13 protein-coding genes and 1 pseudogene are annotated in these 17361 nt (G+C 53.1%); all 14 read right to left on the bottom strand.

All coding sequences use genetic code 11. The annotated features are described in order from the left end of the window. Positions 1–23 precede the first annotated feature (23 nt). The 14 genes and pseudogenes from AC3WJN_RS13915 to AC3WJN_RS13850 all read right to left on the bottom strand — a co-directional run bounded on the left by AC3WJN_RS13915 (position 24) and on the right by AC3WJN_RS13850 (position 17325). Complete coding sequence (locus AC3WJN_RS13915; protein ID WP_007780077.1) at positions 24–1043, bottom strand: ROK family protein; 1020 nt, start codon at positions 1041–1043, stop codon at positions 24–26. A gap of 349 nt (positions 1044–1392) precedes the next feature. Next, positions 1393–1992, bottom strand: coding sequence for a response regulator transcription factor (locus AC3WJN_RS13910; RefSeq protein ID WP_005830825.1), 600 nt, complete (start codon positions 1990–1992; stop codon positions 1393–1395). Continuing rightward, a complete protein-coding gene (locus AC3WJN_RS13905) occupies positions 1989–3125 on the bottom strand; it encodes a sensor histidine kinase (RefSeq protein ID WP_005830826.1) in 1137 nt (378 codons plus the stop codon). Before AC3WJN_RS13905 ends, AC3WJN_RS13910 begins: the two co-directional genes overlap by 4 nt. A 67-nt stretch (positions 3126–3192) precedes the next feature. After that, positions 3193–4272, bottom strand: a complete 1080-nt coding sequence (gene desA / locus AC3WJN_RS13900; RefSeq protein WP_005830828.1) for a Delta(5) desaturase DesA — start codon at positions 4270–4272, stop codon at positions 3193–3195. 174 nt (positions 4273–4446) lie between these two features. Further along, positions 4447–5181 (bottom strand): hypothetical protein, encoded by a 735-nt coding sequence (locus tag AC3WJN_RS13895; RefSeq protein WP_007780082.1) that lies wholly within the window; start codon positions 5179–5181, stop codon positions 4447–4449. A 74-nt stretch (positions 5182–5255) separates the two neighbouring features. Next, positions 5256–5684: pseudogene (locus AC3WJN_RS13890) on the bottom strand (hypothetical protein); the annotation flags it as partial. 451 nt (positions 5685–6135) lie between these two features. Continuing rightward, the gene (locus AC3WJN_RS13885; protein WP_007780089.1) at positions 6136–7173 is read right to left on the bottom strand and encodes an ABC transporter substrate-binding protein; all 1038 of its coding nucleotides are present in this window, start codon (positions 7171–7173) and stop codon (positions 6136–6138) included. A gap of 104 nt (positions 7174–7277) precedes the next feature. Continuing rightward, positions 7278–8909, bottom strand: a complete 1632-nt coding sequence (locus tag AC3WJN_RS13880; protein ID WP_005830837.1) for a helix-turn-helix domain-containing protein — start codon at positions 8907–8909, stop codon at positions 7278–7280. 114 nt (positions 8910–9023) lie between these two features. Next, positions 9024–11120 carry a Fe(3+)-hydroxamate ABC transporter permease FhuB gene (gene fhuB, locus AC3WJN_RS13875; protein WP_081494690.1) on the bottom strand — a complete coding sequence of 699 codons (2097 nt, stop codon included), beginning with the start codon at positions 11118–11120 and terminating at the stop codon, positions 9024–9026. Continuing rightward, a complete protein-coding gene (locus AC3WJN_RS13870) occupies positions 11117–12154 on the bottom strand; it encodes an ABC transporter substrate-binding protein (RefSeq protein WP_005830841.1) in 1038 nt (345 codons plus the stop codon). Before AC3WJN_RS13870 ends, fhuB begins: the two co-directional genes overlap by 4 nt. Before the next feature lie 305 nt (positions 12155–12459). Then, entirely contained in the window at positions 12460–13740 is a 1281-nt protein-coding gene (locus AC3WJN_RS13865; RefSeq protein ID WP_007780100.1) for a hypothetical protein, read from the bottom strand. A gap of 283 nt (positions 13741–14023) precedes the next feature. Beyond that, entirely contained in the window at positions 14024–15904 is a 1881-nt protein-coding gene (locus tag AC3WJN_RS13860) for an ABC transporter permease (protein ID WP_007780103.1), read from the bottom strand. A 12-nt stretch (positions 15905–15916) separates the two neighbouring features. Then, positions 15917–16699 (bottom strand): ABC transporter ATP-binding protein, encoded by a 783-nt coding sequence (locus AC3WJN_RS13855; protein WP_193373876.1) that lies wholly within the window; start codon positions 16697–16699, stop codon positions 15917–15919. Positions 16700–16785: 86 nt separating this feature from the next. Then, positions 16786–17325, bottom strand: coding sequence for a GNAT family N-acetyltransferase (locus AC3WJN_RS13850; RefSeq protein WP_007780106.1), 540 nt, complete (start codon positions 17323–17325; stop codon positions 16786–16788). Positions 17326–17361: the final 36 nt, after the last annotated feature.

Raw genomic sequence — 17361 nt, 5'->3', positions numbered from 1 at the left:
TAATTGAATGATACAAAATAATCTTAATCTTTGCAATATAGTTTCCGCGAGAAAATGGGAAGATTTGCTTCCTGCCCGTCCCACGAAAAAAACGACCCTGCCGCCCCGACCGCGCCCGCCTCTACGCCGACCTGTTGCAGCGCGAATTTCACCTGGTTCGCCATGGACGGGATGCACCGTTCCCTGACGCTTTTTTCTGCTTCCGCAAGCAGGATGGACGAAGCGTTCATGACGCCTCCGCCGAAGACGATTACTTCCGGGTTGAACAGATGAATCAGGCTGGTCGTGCCCACGCCCAAATAAAAGCCCGCCCGCTCTACGATCTCGATGCAGGCGCGATCTCCGGCAAGCGCCGCTTCTCCGATCGCTTTTGCCGTCAACGCCTCGCCCGTCGTCAAGGCACCGCCTGCACCTGCCAAAACAAGCTCGCCCGCCTCGACCTGCTTGCGCGCCAGCTTTTCAATCGCCGTCCCGGAAGCGTACAGCTCCAGGCAGCCACGGTTGCCGCAGCCGCACAACGGGCCGTTCCAGTCGATGGAAATGTGGCCGAACTCGCCAGCCCCGCCTTCCGCCCCCTGCACCAGTTGGCCGCCGCTGATGATCCCCGCCCCGACTCCCGTGCTGACCGTCACATAGATCATGTTCTGCGTCCCCTTGCCCGCGCCCCACATCCACTCCGCCACCGCAGCGGCATTCGCGTCATTCATCAGCCGGACAGGCAGCCCGAACCTGTCTGCAATCAGCCTGCCAATCGGAACATTCCGCCAGCCGAGATTGCCCGCAAAAATCACTTCGGCAGCCGCGCTGTCGATGACTCCGGCCGAGGCGATGCCGACTCCGCGCACGCTTCGCCGCTCCACCTGCGCCGCAGCCAAAACGCCTTCGATCGCCGCCAACACTCTGTCGATCACCGCCTCCGCTCCTTCCTGCGAAGCCGTAGGCAGCAGCGTCTGTCCGAGCATTTTTCCACTGCTGTGCACCAGTCCTGCCAATATTTTCGTCCCACCCAAGTCCAATCCAATCGCATACTCGTCCCGTGCCATGCGCGTCCACTCCTTCCGTTGCTCTGATTCCTGCAAAATGATTGCTACCGCTTACATTATTTTCTCCAATGGCTTTACAAAGTTGCTTAGCTTTAGTTTTAGCACAGGTCGGAAAGAAAATAAAGCATTCGCACTTTTCTGACTAAAAAAGAAAAGCCCGGCCCCCGCACGCATCCCGCTACGTCAACAGGCCACTCCACCAACATGCCGCATTAGAAAACTTGGCTGCGCCAAGCCATTTGCCCAGCCTTAGTTGCACGAAAAAACCCTTCCTGCCTGCTACAGAAAGGGCCTCTCCTGCTATGCTCCCGTTTTCGCTACTTGACTACTTGACTACTTGACTACTTGGCTACTTGAACCAGCCTTTTTCCTTGAAATGCATGATCGCCTCGATCCGGTTGCTCACGCCGAGCTTGTCGAGAATGACGGAAATGTAGTTGCGCACGGTCCCCGTCGTAATGAAAAGCTGGCTGGCGATCTCCTTCGTGTTTTTGCCGTCCGCGATCAGCAGCAGCACTTCCTTTTCCCGCTCGGTCAACGGATTCTCCTGTCCGTACGCCTCATCCACCAGCTCCGGGGCGTAAATCCGCTTGCCCGCCATGATGCTGCGAATCGAGCTGGCCAGCTCCTCGCTCGGGCTGTCCTTGAGCAGATAGCCGTTGGCCCCGGCCTTCAGCGCGCGCTCGAAGTAGCCGGGACGGGCAAAGGTCGTCAGGATCATCACCTTGCAGCCGCTGCCTTTCAGCTCCTCTGCGGCATCCAGACCGCTTTTTACAGGCATCTCGATATCCATGATACAGATGTCAGGCTTGTGCAAATGCACCAGCTTGACGGCATCCTCGCCATTGCTCGCTCTCCCGACGACCTGCATATCTTCTTCCAGATCGAGCAGCGAAGCCAGGGCGCCAAGCAGCATGCGCTGATCCTCTGCAATGACGATGCGAATCATGATCCCGCCTCCTTTTCCGGTTGTTGGAAGGCGTTTGGCACCCGAAAGACGACCTGGGTGCCAGACTCCGACGACTGAATGTCCATGCTGCCGTTGACAAATTCCAGCCGCTCCCGCATCCCGCGCAGCCCGTTCCCCCGGCAAACAGATTCCTCTGCCATCCCGCTGCCGTTGTCGATGACGCGCACGATCAGATCCGTCCGGGCTGGCTCGATGACGATGGAGCATGCCGTGGCGTTGCTGTGCTTGACGACGTTTGTGACGGCTTCCTTGAGGCACATGCTGAGCACGTTTTCCGCCATCAGGGAGGTGTGCTTCAAATCCGGATCGCCTTCCACGGATAACTCGATTTCCGCCGCCTTGAAAATTTGCTTGATGCGGAACATTTCCTCCGCAAGCCGCGTCCCCCGCATCTGCGTGACCATTTCCCGCACTTCCTTCAACGCAATTCGCGCCGTCTGCCTGATTTCCTCCAGCTCCGTTTGCGCGCGCACAGGGTTTTTATAGATCAACTTGCTCGCCAGGTCGCTTTTCAGGCCGATCAAGGACAGCTTTTGCCCCAGCGTATCGTGCAGGTCGCGGGCGATGCGCTGCCGCTCCTCCAGTTTGACCAGCTCGGATATCCGCTTGTTCGCGTGGTTCAGCTCTCCCTGCAGCTTTTCCCGCTTGTTCCAGTTGTACGTCGTCACCGGCAGCAGAATGACGGCGATCAGGCTGACGAGCACAAACGGCAACTGGTTGAAAAGCTGCGCGTTTTTCGAGAGAAAGCCCATGTTGATCGTCACGACGGTGCTAATCAAATGAATCGTGTACAGCGTGATAAAGCCGATCTTGTTCTGGATATTGCCGATGAAAAACGCCAGAAACAGCGAGAAGTACACATAGCCGAACATGACGGTCATCGCAATCGAAATCACGATCTGCAAGCTGGTCCAGAAGTAAATCAGCCAGCCCTTGGAGAGAAACGCCAGGACGTAGCAGACGAAAAACAGGATAATCATCGCGATTCCGCTCACGACCTCGTACGTGGACGACGAGCGAAAGATGAAGTAGAACGGCAGGATGTAGAAAACAACCCACACATAAGGACTAAGGCCCGTGTTTTTATGGAGAATGTGATACCACTTTTGCATGGATGCCCACCTTTTTTTCTTCGCCACTACTTATCAGTGTATCGGAATGCAGGGGATTCGGGCAGGCTTATTTTCTTTCCAAACTGGCTTTTTTGCTGTGCAGCGCGTCGATAATCGCCTCAGCCGATGCCGACATTAGCTTGACTTGCTGCTGTTTGCGTTCCTTGATTTCCTTGAAGCTCACAAAACGCTTGCTCTCTTCATCCCACAGGCGGAAGCGCAACGATTTCACGCTTGTAGACAGCGTAATCGTCGTCGCCATTTGCAGCGGCGGCGTCTCGTTGTGCGCTTTTTCCAAATTGTAGTTTGGCACCTTCGGGCTCAGATGATGCACGTGGTGGAAGCCGATATTTCCCGTGATCCACTGCAACACTTTCGGGAGCTTGTAGTAGGAGCTGCCCTCTACTGCGGCCTTCACGTAGCTCCACTCTTCCTCGTTTTCAAAATACGAATCCTCGAACTGATGCTGCACGTAAAACAGCCAAATCCCAAGCAACCCGGAGACAAAAAAGACGGGAAGCTGCACGAGCAAAAATGCTTGCCAACCGATCGCCCAGATCAGAAGCGCATACAGGCCAACCAGCAACACATTGGTCAAATACGTGTTCAATCGCTCTTTGCGGCGGGCTCCTTTGCGATTGAAGCGGTATTGCAGCGCAAATACAAAAATCGGACCGATCCCGAACATGACAAATGGATTGCGGTAGATGCGATAGGCGATTTTACGCCAAAGCGGAGCGGCGAGATATTCCTCCACCGTCAAAATCCAGATGTCGCCGACACCGCGCTTGTCGAGGTTGCTGCTCGTCGCGTGGTGAATGGAGTGGCTTTGCTTCCACTGTTCGTACGGGACGCATGTCAGCACGCCCGTGATCGTGCCGAGAATGTCATTGGCCCGACGGCTTTTGAAAAAAGACTGATGGCAGCAGTCGTGAAAAATGATGAACGTGCGGATGACAAAGCCGGCTGTCAAAATCGCCAGCGGCAACGTCAACCAGTACGATACGGACAGGCTGAGATAGGCGCCATACCAGAGCAAAAGCAGGGGAAGAATCGTGTTGACCATCTGGCGAATGCTCGACTTGGTGTCTGTTTTTTCAAAGGGGGCCACATTCTTTTTGAGCTGGGCGATGTTCGATTGATGCATCAATTGGTACCTCCTCGATTGAACTGCGCGGATGACTCAGGTTGCATCAGACGCATTTTTCTATCTATATTGTAAGAAATACGCGCTGGCCCCTGTAGTCATAAACGTCAAGTCGAGGGTATGACAAATGTCATGGTTGAAAAAAGAACTGGAAAATTTAGGGTGTGTGAACGATCACGAAAAATACTCCAACAAATAAACCGTCTGCTCCTGCGGCTTCCACAGAGCAAACACCGTCCCGCCGCCGATCGCGGACATGAAGCGGAAGCGCTCCGTCGCTGCGCAAACCATGCTCTTGTCGATTCCGTAATCGAATTTGACGTTCCATTGCAGGTTCATGAAAAACTCTTCGCTCATCTCCTGCGCCGTCTCCCGAGCGATCAGCACTGGCGAATCGTCATGGCCCCAGCCTTCCGTCAGCTCGGTAATATGGCGAAATTCGCCAGTCCGCTCGTAATGATATTTCGTAAATTCGTAACTGTAAAACGCCTCGGCATAGTAGTCCACGTCAAAATCGGCCACTTCGGCCAATTCGTCGATCATCCGCTCCTTGTACGCCGCAACCGTTACTTTTTCCTTCCAGTACGTTTCCTTGTTTTGCGCAAAATCGGCCTGCAGCAAGGCGTAGACTTCCTCCACGTTGCCTTCGCCAAACACCGCCAGGTCGCCGAGAAACTCGTACTTGCCTGCTACGTAGCGAAAGCCGAAAAAATTGTTTTCCGCATTGCGGTACTCTCTCTCACAGTAAAGGCCATCCGTGCCGAGCAAATGAAACGTGTACTCTCTGCCGTCCTGCCTACAGGCAAAGCTGAGCAGCGGCCTGAAGTAACAAGCGAGCCTCTCGTCTGTAAAAACATCGCTTGCCTTCGGATACAGGATTACTCCGTCTTCGTGCCATTTTTTCGCCATGTTTCTCTCCTCCTCTATCTCTACAGCCACGGACCGAAAAAGTCTTGTACCGCCTGCCTGGAATAGCCGTCCTCGCCGCCCCACTTGTATCGCTCGAAATTCAGCACATTCAAATCCTCGTCCACATACGATTCCCGGGAGGCGATATGGAAGCTGTCGCACACGTAGCAATCCCCGTGCATCGCGTAGGCGACGCCGTTTTCCGCTGCGGTATATCTGCCTGCGTTGCTTGCAAACGGATGCAGCGTAAACTGCCGGGTCAACGCCCAACTGGAGAGCGCGCTGCGCAAGTGCAGCTTGCGGGTGGACAAGCTGTGCAAAAAGGCGGCCGCTACCTTTTCCTTCGGCACCTTTTCATGCCATTCCACGACCTGGCGCACACACTCGTCATGATGAATCGTTAGCGGATCGAACATCAGCCCTTTGCTTTTCGCATAGGCAAAATCTTCACCCGAATAGTCGTAGGGGCGACTTTTCCAGCCTTGGCTGCTCCAAAATGCCTGGCTTTTTTATCCACAAAGGATTCCCCTTCCTTGTCCATGCCGAGCATCCTACACAGGTATATTTTTCCTTCCATATTTTAGCGCATAATCGCATCGAGGCTATAGCCTAAAAGACACTTTTTCCAAATTTCACAGTGGTCGCCCTCCCGTTCTGTTCCCTTTCCAGGGCTTACGAGAAATATTTTCCTGCTGGATGATAAAAAAATTTAGTGGGGAAGGCTCCGCGAAGCGGCTGACGAGCACCGTCTACGAATGGAACAAAGATTTGCGAAAATACGAGCGCACAGCAACGGCTGTCTCTCCCCAGTAGAAAACGCGGCTGCACCTTGCCATTGGCGGAAGAGGAGCCTTTGCCTTGGTTGCACTTGCACGGCTGCAAACAAAAAAAGACCTCATCCCTTGCCCGGATGAGGTCTTGTGCGTTGCGTTGTTTATTGGATTGGCTCGCTATTTACTGGACATCAAGGCGCTTCATGATGTCGTCGAGCAGCAGGTTGGCCGCTTTGATGCCGCCTGCCGTGTTCCAGATCGTCTCGCTAACCTGGAATACTTGGTTGTTTTTCGATACGTTCAACGATTTGAAAACTGGGCTGTCCATCCACTTTTTCGCCATGTTGGTAATATCGGTGGCGCCTTTTTCTTCCGATACCCAGTAGAACAGGACGTCTCCATCCATGACGGACATGCCTTCTTCGGACACGAACTCCGCGAAGTTGTTCACGTCTTGCGAAGCTGGACGCGCGATGCCCAGTTGTTCGAGCAAGACACCGCTGAAGGTATCCTTTTGGTAAATCTGCACGCCTTTTTTCGAGAATTTCGCTACGGATACTTTGGTAGCCGTCTTCGAGCCAAGCTTTTCTTTGGCTGCGGCTACGCGCTCGTCAAACTCCTTGAGCACCTTCTCGCCTTCCGCTTTTTTGTTCACCGCTTCGGCATAGAGAGCGAAGTTGGTTTTCCATCTGCCCGACAGCTCTTCCGCGAACACGGTTGGCGCGACCTTGGACAGTTGGTCGTACACTTTTTCATGACGGACTTTGTTTCCGATAATCAGGTCTGGGGAAAGCGATACAATCTTTTCGAGGTTCGGCTCGGTTTCAAAGCCGAGAGACTCTACCCCTGCCATCTCGTCCTTGATATGGTCGTACCAAGGTTCGCCTTCCCACGATTGCACGGCAGCGATTGGCTTCACGCCGAGAGCGAGCAGCGCTTCCGTTCCTTCGTTGGTCAGGATGATGACGCGTTGCGGCGTTCCTTTGATCTGGGTCGTACCCATGGCGTGCTTGATCTCGCGCACTTCGCCTGCTTCCGCTGGAGCTGGCTGGGCGGCCGTTGTGCTTTGCTCCGTCGTCGCTTGTTGCTGGGCTGGCTGCTGTGTCTGCTGTGCCTGATTGGCACCTCCTCCGCAGCCTGCCAGAACAAACAGCATGCAAAGAGAGAAAAAGCTGGTCATGATGTGGCGCATGGTTCGTGCGCTGGTCTTTCTTTTCATATCGAGATATGCCCCCACTTCTATCAGTCGCTTGATTGATAACCATTATCAATTGATAGTATATAGAGACTGCTCCCGCTTTTCCATGCACGCCATTGCCTGTTTTATATGGACGGGATTGCCCGCAAAAAGTACGCCGTGCACTGCTCGATCATGTACTCCCTGCCCAGCGGCCCCCACGGGTCCCAATTTTTGCTCTCCGGATAGTACACCTTGTTTTCCCGAACAGCCCGTAAGCTTTGCCACAGCGGGTTCGGCCACAGGCGCTCCACGTCCTCTTTTTCGCTCCAGAACAGGATGATGCGCTCAGGGTCGATCCTGACCAGCTCCATCAACGCGTCAGGCTTGTAGGAGGCGTGTGTCACATGCGGATCGGGCTGGAAGCCGAGCTTGTCATAAAACAGGTCGGTCAAGGCGTGCCCTTCCGTCCCGTACAGCCGCACCTCATTCTCCAGCACCCGGACGATCGTCCATTCGCCTTGGCGCGTGACGGGGAGAAGCGCCTCTCTTGCCGCTTTCTCCACTTTTTGCACGTGGTCGATAATCCGCTGGGCCTGGTTCTCCTTATTGAAAACCGTGCCGATCTGCCGTTGATACTCGTGCCAACTCAAGTAGCCGTTGAACATGAACGTCTCCCCGAGCTTTTTCCACTCTCCCTGCCCCTGCTCCTGTCCCGTGTCGATCTGCACAATCACGTCAGGCGACAAAGGCAAAACCTCCTGCGGCGTGATGCTGCGCTCCGCATTCAACGCCTTCGTCCCGCGCAGGCGCTGCTGCAAATAAACCGGAAACCCGGTTCGCGTCGGGAAATAGTTGGGAAACGACGGGGCGGCAATCGGCTGAATCCCGATCGCGAGGAAGTGATCTTGCAAAAACAGCTTGCTCGCGATCGCCACGCGCTGGCCCGCCTGCTTCATGTAAATTTGCGGCGACAAGCCTTCCCGCTTTTTGAACAGACGGCTGAAATAAAGCTCATCCGAAAAGCCGACACTGCGGGCCACGTCTTTGACGCGGTTGGCGGAAGAAGACGAGGACAGCATCGCCTTCGCCTCCTCCATCCTAAGCTGCGTCAAATACTCCCCCGGCGTCATCCCGACTGCCCGCTTGAACGCCCGGCAGTAGGAGCTTGGCGTCAACCCGGCCAGCTTGGGCAAGGCCCCGAGGTCCAAAGCCTCGCGAAAATGCTTTTTCATGTAGTCAATCGTCGCGGCAACGGAGCTGTCCCCGCCTTTTGCCCGAGCGCTTCGCTCCTCGCAAGCCGTGGCGAGCAAGTCGTAAAACAACGACTGGGCGCGCAGATGCAGGCATTCGTCCGCTTCTTGCCCCAAGCGGTACAACTCCTCCAGCTTCGTCACAAAAGCGGATGCGGACGCGACAGGAAACACTTCTGCTCCCGCCGCTTCCCCCGCCAGCCGCTTCTGTGCGCCGGGTGCTGCCGCTTGCTTGCCGCCTGCTGGCGATGCCGCGTCGATCCGCGTATAGTGCAGCCGATACATCTGCAGCGGTCCCGAGGGAACGGACAGCTCGTCAATGCGCATCGCAGGAGTCAGCATGATGAGCGTGCCCGCCTCGATTCCATGCTTTTTGCCATTGACGGTAATCTCTCCGCTGCCTTCTGCCACATAGCAGAGGACGTATTCTTCCAGTCGCAGTTGCCGCAGACGAAAGCCTCTTTTCAACCGCTGCTTGCGAAAAGCAGTCCATACATAAGCATGACAACCCCGGCTGTTCCTCATCAGACTCACATCCTTGCTTTCGTCATTATCTGTACAAGAAAAAAGTAGCCAAGCGTCGGTGCAGCCGCCTGTACTACTCCTTTTTTGTTCGATCATGCTGGATCGCATCTCTGTCTACGATTGTCGTACTTTTGCCGCACGGAACATCAGCAGGAACAAATACGGCGCACCCAACAGCGCAACCACGATGCCTGACGGGATGTCTTTTGGAATCATCACGACTCTCCCGAGCAAGTCGGAGGCGGCCAGCAAGACCGCGCCCAACAGCGCGGAGACGACGACTGCCCTGCGGTGGTGAGCCCCGACCAGCAAGCGTGCCGCATGCGGCGCGAGCAAGCCGATAAACCCTACAGCCCCGACGCTGGCAACAGCCGCCGAAGCGAGCAGCACCGCAATGACCGCTACAGCGAGTCGCGTCCGGCGAACTTGCAAGCCCAAGCCAATCGAGCTTTCATCGTTAAAGGCGAGCAGGTCCACGCGGCGTCCCAGCCACCAGGCGAGCGGAGTCAGCACGAGGATCGCGGGCAGCAGTCGGCTTATTTCCGTCCAGCCGCGTCCGTATGTGCTGCCTGCCATCCAGGCGAGCGCCGGTGCAGCCAAAAGCTGTGCTTTTACGATCAAAATATTGATAAAAGCGGCGCCTGCTGCGGCAACCGCGATCCCGACCAGCGTGAGAATGATCGGGTTCAAGCCTCTCCGCCACGACACCGCATACACAATCGTTGCGGAGACAATCCCTCCGAGCATGGCTCCGAGCGGCATCCACGCGGAAAACGGCGGGAACACGAGCAGCAAGAGGATGGCTCCCACGCCCGCGCCGCTGGTCACCCCGACAATTTGCGGATCAGCGAGCGGGTTGCGCACGGCGCTTTGCATGAGGCTGCCGCTGATCGCCAAGGCCACTCCCGCCAGCATCGCGGTCAAAAGCCGCGGCATCCGCAGCTCGAACAGAAGCTGGCTGTACATCTCGTTTCCTTGTCCCATGAAAACGGCGATGATTTCCGCCCAAGGCAAATACAGATTCCCGATTGCCAGGCCGGACATCCAGACGAGGACGAGCAGCACGCACAAGATGACGACGACGATCGGATACGGAACTTTGCGCTGCCAGCCGCCTACGCTCATCGAGGTCTGCGCCCCGGAGCCTGTGCCTCCGCTCAGCTTGCGGGATACCCGCATCGCCAGCCAGATCAGCCACGGCCCGCCAATCGCCGCCGTAATCGCACCTGCAGGCAGCTCGCCGTACGCATTGATAAACGTGCGTGAGATCGTGTCAGAGACAACGAGCAGCGCCGCCCCCCAGATCGCACTGATCGGCAAAAGCCAGATGTGTCTTGTCAGCCCGCTGAGCCGCACCAGATGCGGTGCCACCAGCCCGATAAAGCCGATCGGCCCGACTACGCTGACGCTGACACACGTAATCAAAATCGCGATGAGCATGGCGATCAGGCGCGTTTTGCCGACCTTTTGCCCAAGCGACTGCGCTGTTTCTTCGTTAAAGCTGAGCACGTCAAGCTGTCTGGCCATCAGGCAGCTCGCTGCCACCCCGAGCAAAATCAGCGGCCAACTGAACTGCACCCCTGTCCAGTCGTTTTGCTTCAACGAGCCTGAACCCCAGATGAAGATGCCCTGTGTCGTTTCTTCATTAAACAAAATAATGGCACTGGTCAGCGAAGAAAACACCAGGGTAACGATCATCCCGGACAAAGCTACGCGCACGGGCGTTCCTTTTCGCCCACCCGCCATGTAGTAAACGGCAGCAGCAGCCAGTATCCCTCCCGCCATGGCAAATGGCAGCGGGTACTGGTGCAGGATCGCCGGCCAAAAAACCATTCCGAAAACGACAAACAAATAGGCTCCGGCATTTACGCCCAGCGTCGTTTCCGAAGCAAGCGGATTTCGCGTCACGGTCTGCATCATCGCTCCCGCAACCGCCAAAGCCGCGCCGGATAAGAGCCCCATCACCGTTCTCGGCAGACGGACGCCGTGAATCATCTGATGGTCGGCAATATCTTGTGGGGAGAGGATCGCTTCGATCACGGTACGTACCGAGATGTCAGCCAGTCCTTGTGTCAGGCTGACAAATGTGAGCAACACCAGAAGCACGAGGCCGCCAAGCAGCATCCATAACGGCCTCAAGCCTTCTCTTGAAGAAGAAGGGGCTTGATGGATGCCGCTTGGGGCATCGCTTTCACGCTTGGCCAGACTCATTTCGCCAGCAGATCAGCAGCTTTTTTCGCCATGATTTGTGCGGACAATGGACCGCCGTATGGCCACATGTCGCCGCCCAATGCGTAAATGCGATTTTCTTTGACAAATTTGAGGCCGTTCCAAACCGGGTTGTTTTTCAACTGGTTCTCGATGACGTTGTCATCGTCCTGAATGATGTGCAGGAAGTTGGCATCCTGGAGCGCAGGAAGTGCTTCCACGTCTGTCGTCGTCATTCCGTTCATCTCAAATTTCTTAGGTTTGTATGCGTTGGTCAGTCCGACGCGGTTCAGAATTTGGATCGCGGTAGAGTTGTCCGTGGACAGACGGAATTCTACTGCGTTCTGGTTGCTGTAACCCATGGCGAGTACGATTGGCGTTTTGTCCATGCCAGCTTTGACAATTCGCTCTTTTGCCTCTGCATAAGTTTTGTCGAGCTCTTTCAGCACATTTTCTGCTTCCGCATTTTTGCCCAAAATATCGGCAATTTCCTTAAAAGTGGCAATCATTTGGGTATATTGATCGCCCTGGCCTTCTGCCGGGTTGGATTCAAACGCGATGGTTGGCGCAATTTTGCTCAACTCGTCGTAGTTCGCTTCCACGTTGCGCTTCATGCCGATAATGAGGTCAGGCTTGAGGAGCATGATAGATTCCAAGTTTGGCGCGACGCGGCTTCCCACGTCCACTACATCCGGGGCAATTTCCACAGGGAGCTTGACCCACTTTTTCATATTTGGAATATCGGCAATTCCTACAGGCTGCATGCCGAGAGCCAGAACATGCTCAGCGCTGCTCCATTCCAGAGCAACAACGCGCTTAGGAACGCCTTTGATTGTCGTTTCTCCCATCAAGTGCTTGACAGTGCGCACTTGTTCTTCCGCCGCCTTGTCTGCCTCTGGCTGCGCAGATGCTGCCGGCTGTGCCTGCCCGGAACCGGATTGGGCGTTTTGAGTAGCAGTCCCTCCGTTCCCGCACGCTGCCAACAGAAGCATGGCAGACAAAAAGACGAGCAGGATTGGTAACTTCGTGATACGCATGCGATGACTCCCCCTTTTTTACGTTGCAAGCATTCTAAAGATGATTACTGGCGATGGTCATGTCTTCCACTATTAAATGATAATGATTATCATTTTCTTTGTCAATATTAGAATATGCAGATATGTTCGATTTTCGTGCCTTGCTGATCGAGGCGAAATGAAGTAGTCATTCGCCCCAAGTACCGTTTTGTCCCGGATTTTGCGAGGGTTTTGACGGTCTTTTTGGCATAAAAAAAGACACTCCGTTCATTCCGAGTGCCTAGAAAATAGGAATAAGATTTAAAAAGGGTTTACCTTCTTACCACTCAACAGAAGTACAAGTTACCGGAAGTATCCCCGTTATCAACCTCCGCTGGCTCTGCTCGGCCAGAATGGCCATCGATTGTTGCCTCGAAGTCATGACCTATTTTATGTCCCTTTGCATTCTGACTAATCGTGTACGACTGTGAAGATACCCAAACATCAGATTCCCTTAGAACATCATCAAAATACTCATTGTCCTCTACCTTAAATTCATGCCAATCGCCGGAAAGACTTCCATTTGAATCAAAAATCTCTATGTCTCCAGATGTATCCCAAGATACACTCGCGCCGGGAGGCCATGTAAGATCAAAATCTACACTACCAGAAATACTGGAATCATCAGGAAGCCACCCTTTTGTAATGATATTACTTGTTTTATCCGCATCAAGTCTGTCCACAAATTCTCTCGATTCAAAAACTTCAATCTCATTAAGCGGCTGGTCTGCACGGAAATAGACATAGCTTTTTGTATCAGGGTTAGAGGGAGTGTCATCTTTATAAACTTCCCAGACATGGTATGATTTTGCTAGTCTCTGTTGGGTAGAATTAATATCAATAAAGTTATTCATTTCCGTTTCCCAAGTGTATATATTTGAAAATGAATCTGGAAGGTTCACGTCTATTCCCGCTGCTTTGGCTATATTTGGACTTAGAAAGCTATTTTGGGATTTTCGAGGGTTAGCGATCTTATTTATTTTAATATTGTATCTCTTTGTGATATTCTCGAGATCTTCCAGATTATAGCGTTGATTTTCTCGATTAATCGAGATAACAGATGACAATTTCACCTGGTTATTTTCAAATTTGTAACCAAACAGATCAAGCGAGTATGTTGAATCTTTCGGATACTCAGGGGACAAACCCAAATCCGGTTCAAAAGTGTTTATGATATTTTCCGCATCAAGTTTTTCGCCGAAAATATAAAAAGGCTTGTGTTCTTTTTTAGCTTGTTTATACCATTTTTTCACCTTCGTGTCCTTTAGATTCGATTCAGCGATCCAAAGCGCATCGATCTCATCTGGAATTTCTTGAATATCCTCTTCTAATATTTGGATGGATTCCTCTACTTTACCAAGACTTCTCTGTTCACGGGTAGCTTCTTCAATTGTTTTACCGACAGCGCTATTTTGCTCATAGCCAATTACGCCAATTTTAAAAGGGCCTTGTTTTATTTTTGAGGTAGTAATCTCTACTTCTTGAGCTTCAACACCAAAGTTCCCCGCAACCACTGTCATGAGTAGAACAATACACGTCGAAATTTTTAGTATTTTTCTCCCCTTCATCAAACTCAACTCCTTTTTTGCATAAAAAACACCATTTATAATACTTAAATGTCAATCATTGGAGAGCGCCTTTATTATACCTAACATTTTCTGGTTTGACAGTTCTAATCGACTTGCCCTCGTCTCAAACTGAGTTGTGTACATTGGATCAAGCATTAGCCCTGGGCTTCCTCAGATTCCACCTCGCAATAGACTCCACTGTCTTTGGCTAACGATAAGCGCTCGCCCCACAACCAAAAATCCCCCTCATGCGAGGAGGATTTTTCCTTTTTACTTCCTTCTACTACACTTCTTTCGGCAACACAATTCCCCGGTAGAGCTGAACTGTGACGAGGTAGTAGATCGCGTACACGGCTACGAAAATGACCGTTGGAATCCAGATGTTTACATATGGGTCCAGCAGGATGATCGAAAACATTTCCATCCCAACGAGCACGTGCAGCAGGCCCAGCAAAGCCGGGAAGACGAACACGACAAACAGCTCCTTGTAGATCGAGCCGACCAGCAGCTCCTTGCGCACGCCGATTTTTCGCAACATGCTGTAGCGGTCTTTGTCGCGGGTGGCCCCGGACAAAATTTTGAACATCAGGCAACTTGCCATCATCGCCAGGAACGCAATCCCGAGGAAAAAGCCCATAAACATCGTGCCGCTGGTAAAAGCGTACACTTGCTGGTACGTGCTGTATTTGGAGTTGATGGAGACTTCATGGTCCTCGTCAACATGCTCAGGCTTGAGCAGCTTCATTTGGCGCTCGTCCATCGCTTTCAAGTCGGCTTTGTACTTGAGGTAGTCATCCACTTGCGCCACGAGAACTTTGTGCTCGCTGCCCTTGATTGCCGCATACGTCTCCTGGTCGACGATTTGCACGGCATGGTCCGAGAGCATCTCGTAACTGCTGATGAACTCGCGGGAAATCGCTTGGCTCCACTCATCCGGCACCGCGGCAAGCTGCGGATCTTCGGCCGGATCGTTATACATGATGTACGCCTTTTCCGGCAGCGGCTGCGTCACCCGCTTTGGCTCGTTATCCGGCGAATACTGCTCCATCGTATTGGTCGAGATGAGCGGAGGATGCGCCAGCAAGTCTTCTTTGGTAAAGTAGTAGGCTTTCTCGTCCTTTTTGTAGCGATACGTATTTTGCTCCAGCACTTGCATGTTGGCAAGTGCCTGATAATCTTCCTCGACCGGATCGTGCAAGGTGATGTCGTAGATGCGCCCGATGCTCGCCACCAGCTCTACGTTTTGCTGGAAAGCCAGCCCGCCCGCCATCGCGCCGACGCCCAAGGCGATCAGCATCGCGACGGTTCCCAATATTTTCGTCAGGTTGTTGACCCGAAAACGAAGCTGGGCAAAGGTGAAGGCATTCAATTGACGGTCGTTCAGCTTTTTGTTGTTCTTCAACATCTGGACGAATACAGGCAAGAGCGAGATAAAGATCAGATAGGTCCCAATCGTCGTCACGACAGCCCCGACGATGAAGCCAAGTGTGACGTATTCTCTAAGGTGAGTCAACAAGTAGTAGCCAAAAGCTACCAGCGATATCCCAAGGATAGCCACGACAATCGTGCCGACGCCTTTTGCCTTGACTTTGTCATTTTGCTGCTCGGCGCGTATAAGATCCAGCTCTGTCGCCCGCGCCAGCCGAATGGCGTTGATCGTCGACGTAATCAGGAACAGCACGAGGAAAAAGCCCCACGTCATCAGCAAAGACGGCAAGTAAAACGGATGGTACCCTTCAGTGGAAATGTCCAGCAAGCTCATCAGCAATTGCCCGATTCCGCTGGACAACACGATTCCGACAAGGCTGCCGATCACAAGGGAGACAACTCCCATCAGCAAAGTTTCCCCGAACAACATCTGGCTGATCCTGGCTTTCTTCGCCCCGAGCACCATGTACATCCCCAGCTCTTTGCGTCTTAGCGAGAGCAAAAACGAGTTCGCGTAAAAGATGTAGAAGATCGTAATGAACGCCAGCAGAAAGGCCCCTACATTGAAAACGATCCCGATCGAGCGGATCATCGAGTTCGCTTTCACGTACTCACTATTCATGCCTAACGTCTGGAACATGTAAAAAATCGAAATGGAAATGACGAGTCCGACCAGGAGCACCAGGTAGTCCTTCATCATCTTGCGCATACTCGATAACGACAGCTTCCACAACATGACAACTTCCTCCTAGCGCCCATCATGAGCTGCACCCAGCTCAGCCAGTACATCCAAAATTTGTTTGAAAAATTGCTGACGGTCCGTTTCGCGGTGAATTTCGGTGTACAAGCTGCCGTCCTGGATGAACAGGATGCGTTTGCAGTAGCTCGCGCTAAAAGCGTCGTGCGTGACCATCATGATCGACACCTGGTGGTTTTCGTTCAGGTCGGACATCGTTTCCAGCAAGCTTTTCGCGTTTTTCGAATCGAGCGCACCCGTCGGCTCGTCCGCAAGCAAAATCGCCGGCTCATGCACCAGTGCGCGCGCCGCCGCAGCGCGTTGCTTTTGTCCCCCGGAAATTTGCACCGGATACTTTTGCAAAATCTCGCTGATGCTAAGCGTTTGCGCGACCTTGTTCACTTTGGCGCTGATCTCTTTGGAAGGCACGCCCTGCAGCGACAGCGGCAGCGCGATGTTTTCGTACACCGTCAAATTTTCCAGCAGGTTGAAATCTTGAAAAATGAAACCGAGCTTTTGCGAGCGGAAATCGGCCAACTGGTTTTGTTTCATTTGTGTAATGTTCGTTCCGGCTATCTGGATGAAGCCCTCCGATGGCCGATCCAGCGTGGAGATGACGTTCAGGAGCGTCGTTTTCCCCGAGCCGGACGGGCCCATGATTCCTACGAACTCTCCTTTTTCGATCGTCAGCGATACGCCCTTCAAGGCGTGGGACTGGCTCTCGCCCTTTGTCCCGTATATTTTTTGGACGTTTTTGACTTCCAGTACGGCTGTACTCACTCGTTGTTCCTCCATTCGTTTTTTTGGCATTCGGCTGCCTACCGTGGTTCTCTTCGCTATTTACTGTAACTCGTTTCCATATAGGGAGCTATTGATCTACCTTACAGTTCGCTTTCGTTTTTGTAAGGTCGTGGAAGGGGAAAGGTAAGGTTGGCTGGTTCCGGAGGGCGCCAAGCGCTTTGGAATGCAAAAAAGCCGTCCGTTATCCTTAACGGGATGGCTTTGTCGCTGTTGTCTCTCTCCCCGATGCGCTTTGCTCCCCTCGCCAAATAAAACGCTTCCGCATGCGGGTCGCTATGGATCAATAGGCTGCCAATCCGCAACTCCTTCGCTAGCTTCCGCATGTGCTCCCACAATGTTTTTCCATAGCCTTTACCGATTGCGTCTGGTTCGACAAACAAATCCTTCAGCAACCAGCGGCCGCTTTCCTCAAGTTGTTCCAGTCCCATAAACCCTAAGAGACGATTCTCGTCTTCCAGCACAATCACAAGCCCCGTCTCTATGTAATCTGGCGTCACCGTCAAATCTTCGCGGCATGCCTCCATGAATGCGTCACTGTAGCCCCAATAGGCTTTGGAACGAAAACAGAGGTCGCTCAGTGCGCCTGCCTGGTCCACGTGTGCTCTGCGTATTTGCAGCATTTTCTCTCTCCCTTTCTTTTCCTATTCAGCTTTTGG

The organism is Brevibacillus sp. FW306-2-1A-C05A, assembly GCF_058781555.1.
Note: the sequence above shows the minus strand (reverse complement) of the source record. Positions and strands in the feature narration are given on the sequence as shown.

Excerpts from the sequence above, each read along its gene's own strand:
- AC3WJN_RS13915 (WP_007780077.1), bottom strand. The coding sequence starts at position 1,043 with ATGGCACGGGACGAGTATGCGATTGGATTGGACTTGGGTGGGACGAAA.
- AC3WJN_RS13910 (WP_005830825.1), bottom strand. The coding sequence starts at position 1,992 with ATGATTCGCATCGTCATTGCAGAGGATCAGCGCATGCTGCTTGGCGCC.
- AC3WJN_RS13905 (WP_005830826.1), bottom strand. The coding sequence starts at position 3,125 with ATGCAAAAGTGGTATCACATTCTCCATAAAAACACGGGCCTTAGTCCT.
- desA (WP_005830828.1), bottom strand. The coding sequence starts at position 4,272 with ATGCATCAATCGAACATCGCCCAGCTCAAAAAGAATGTGGCCCCCTTT.
- AC3WJN_RS13895 (WP_007780082.1), bottom strand. The coding sequence starts at position 5,181 with ATGGCGAAAAAATGGCACGAAGACGGAGTAATCCTGTATCCGAAGGCA.
- AC3WJN_RS13885 (WP_007780089.1), bottom strand. The coding sequence starts at position 7,173 with ATGAAAAGAAAGACCAGCGCACGAACCATGCGCCACATCATGACCAGC.
- AC3WJN_RS13880 (WP_005830837.1), bottom strand. The coding sequence starts at position 8,909 with ATGAGGAACAGCCGGGGTTGTCATGCTTATGTATGGACTGCTTTTCGC.
- fhuB (WP_081494690.1), bottom strand. The coding sequence starts at position 11,120 with ATGAGTCTGGCCAAGCGTGAAAGCGATGCCCCAAGCGGCATCCATCAA.
- AC3WJN_RS13870 (WP_005830841.1), bottom strand. The coding sequence starts at position 12,154 with ATGCGTATCACGAAGTTACCAATCCTGCTCGTCTTTTTGTCTGCCATG.
- AC3WJN_RS13865 (WP_007780100.1), bottom strand. The coding sequence starts at position 13,740 with ATGAAGGGGAGAAAAATACTAAAAATTTCGACGTGTATTGTTCTACTC.
- AC3WJN_RS13860 (WP_007780103.1), bottom strand. The coding sequence starts at position 15,904 with ATGTTGTGGAAGCTGTCGTTATCGAGTATGCGCAAGATGATGAAGGAC.
- AC3WJN_RS13855 (WP_193373876.1), bottom strand. The coding sequence starts at position 16,699 with ATGGAGGAACAACGAGTGAGTACAGCCGTACTGGAAGTCAAAAACGTC.
- AC3WJN_RS13850 (WP_007780106.1), bottom strand. The coding sequence starts at position 17,325 with ATGCTGCAAATACGCAGAGCACACGTGGACCAGGCAGGCGCACTGAGC.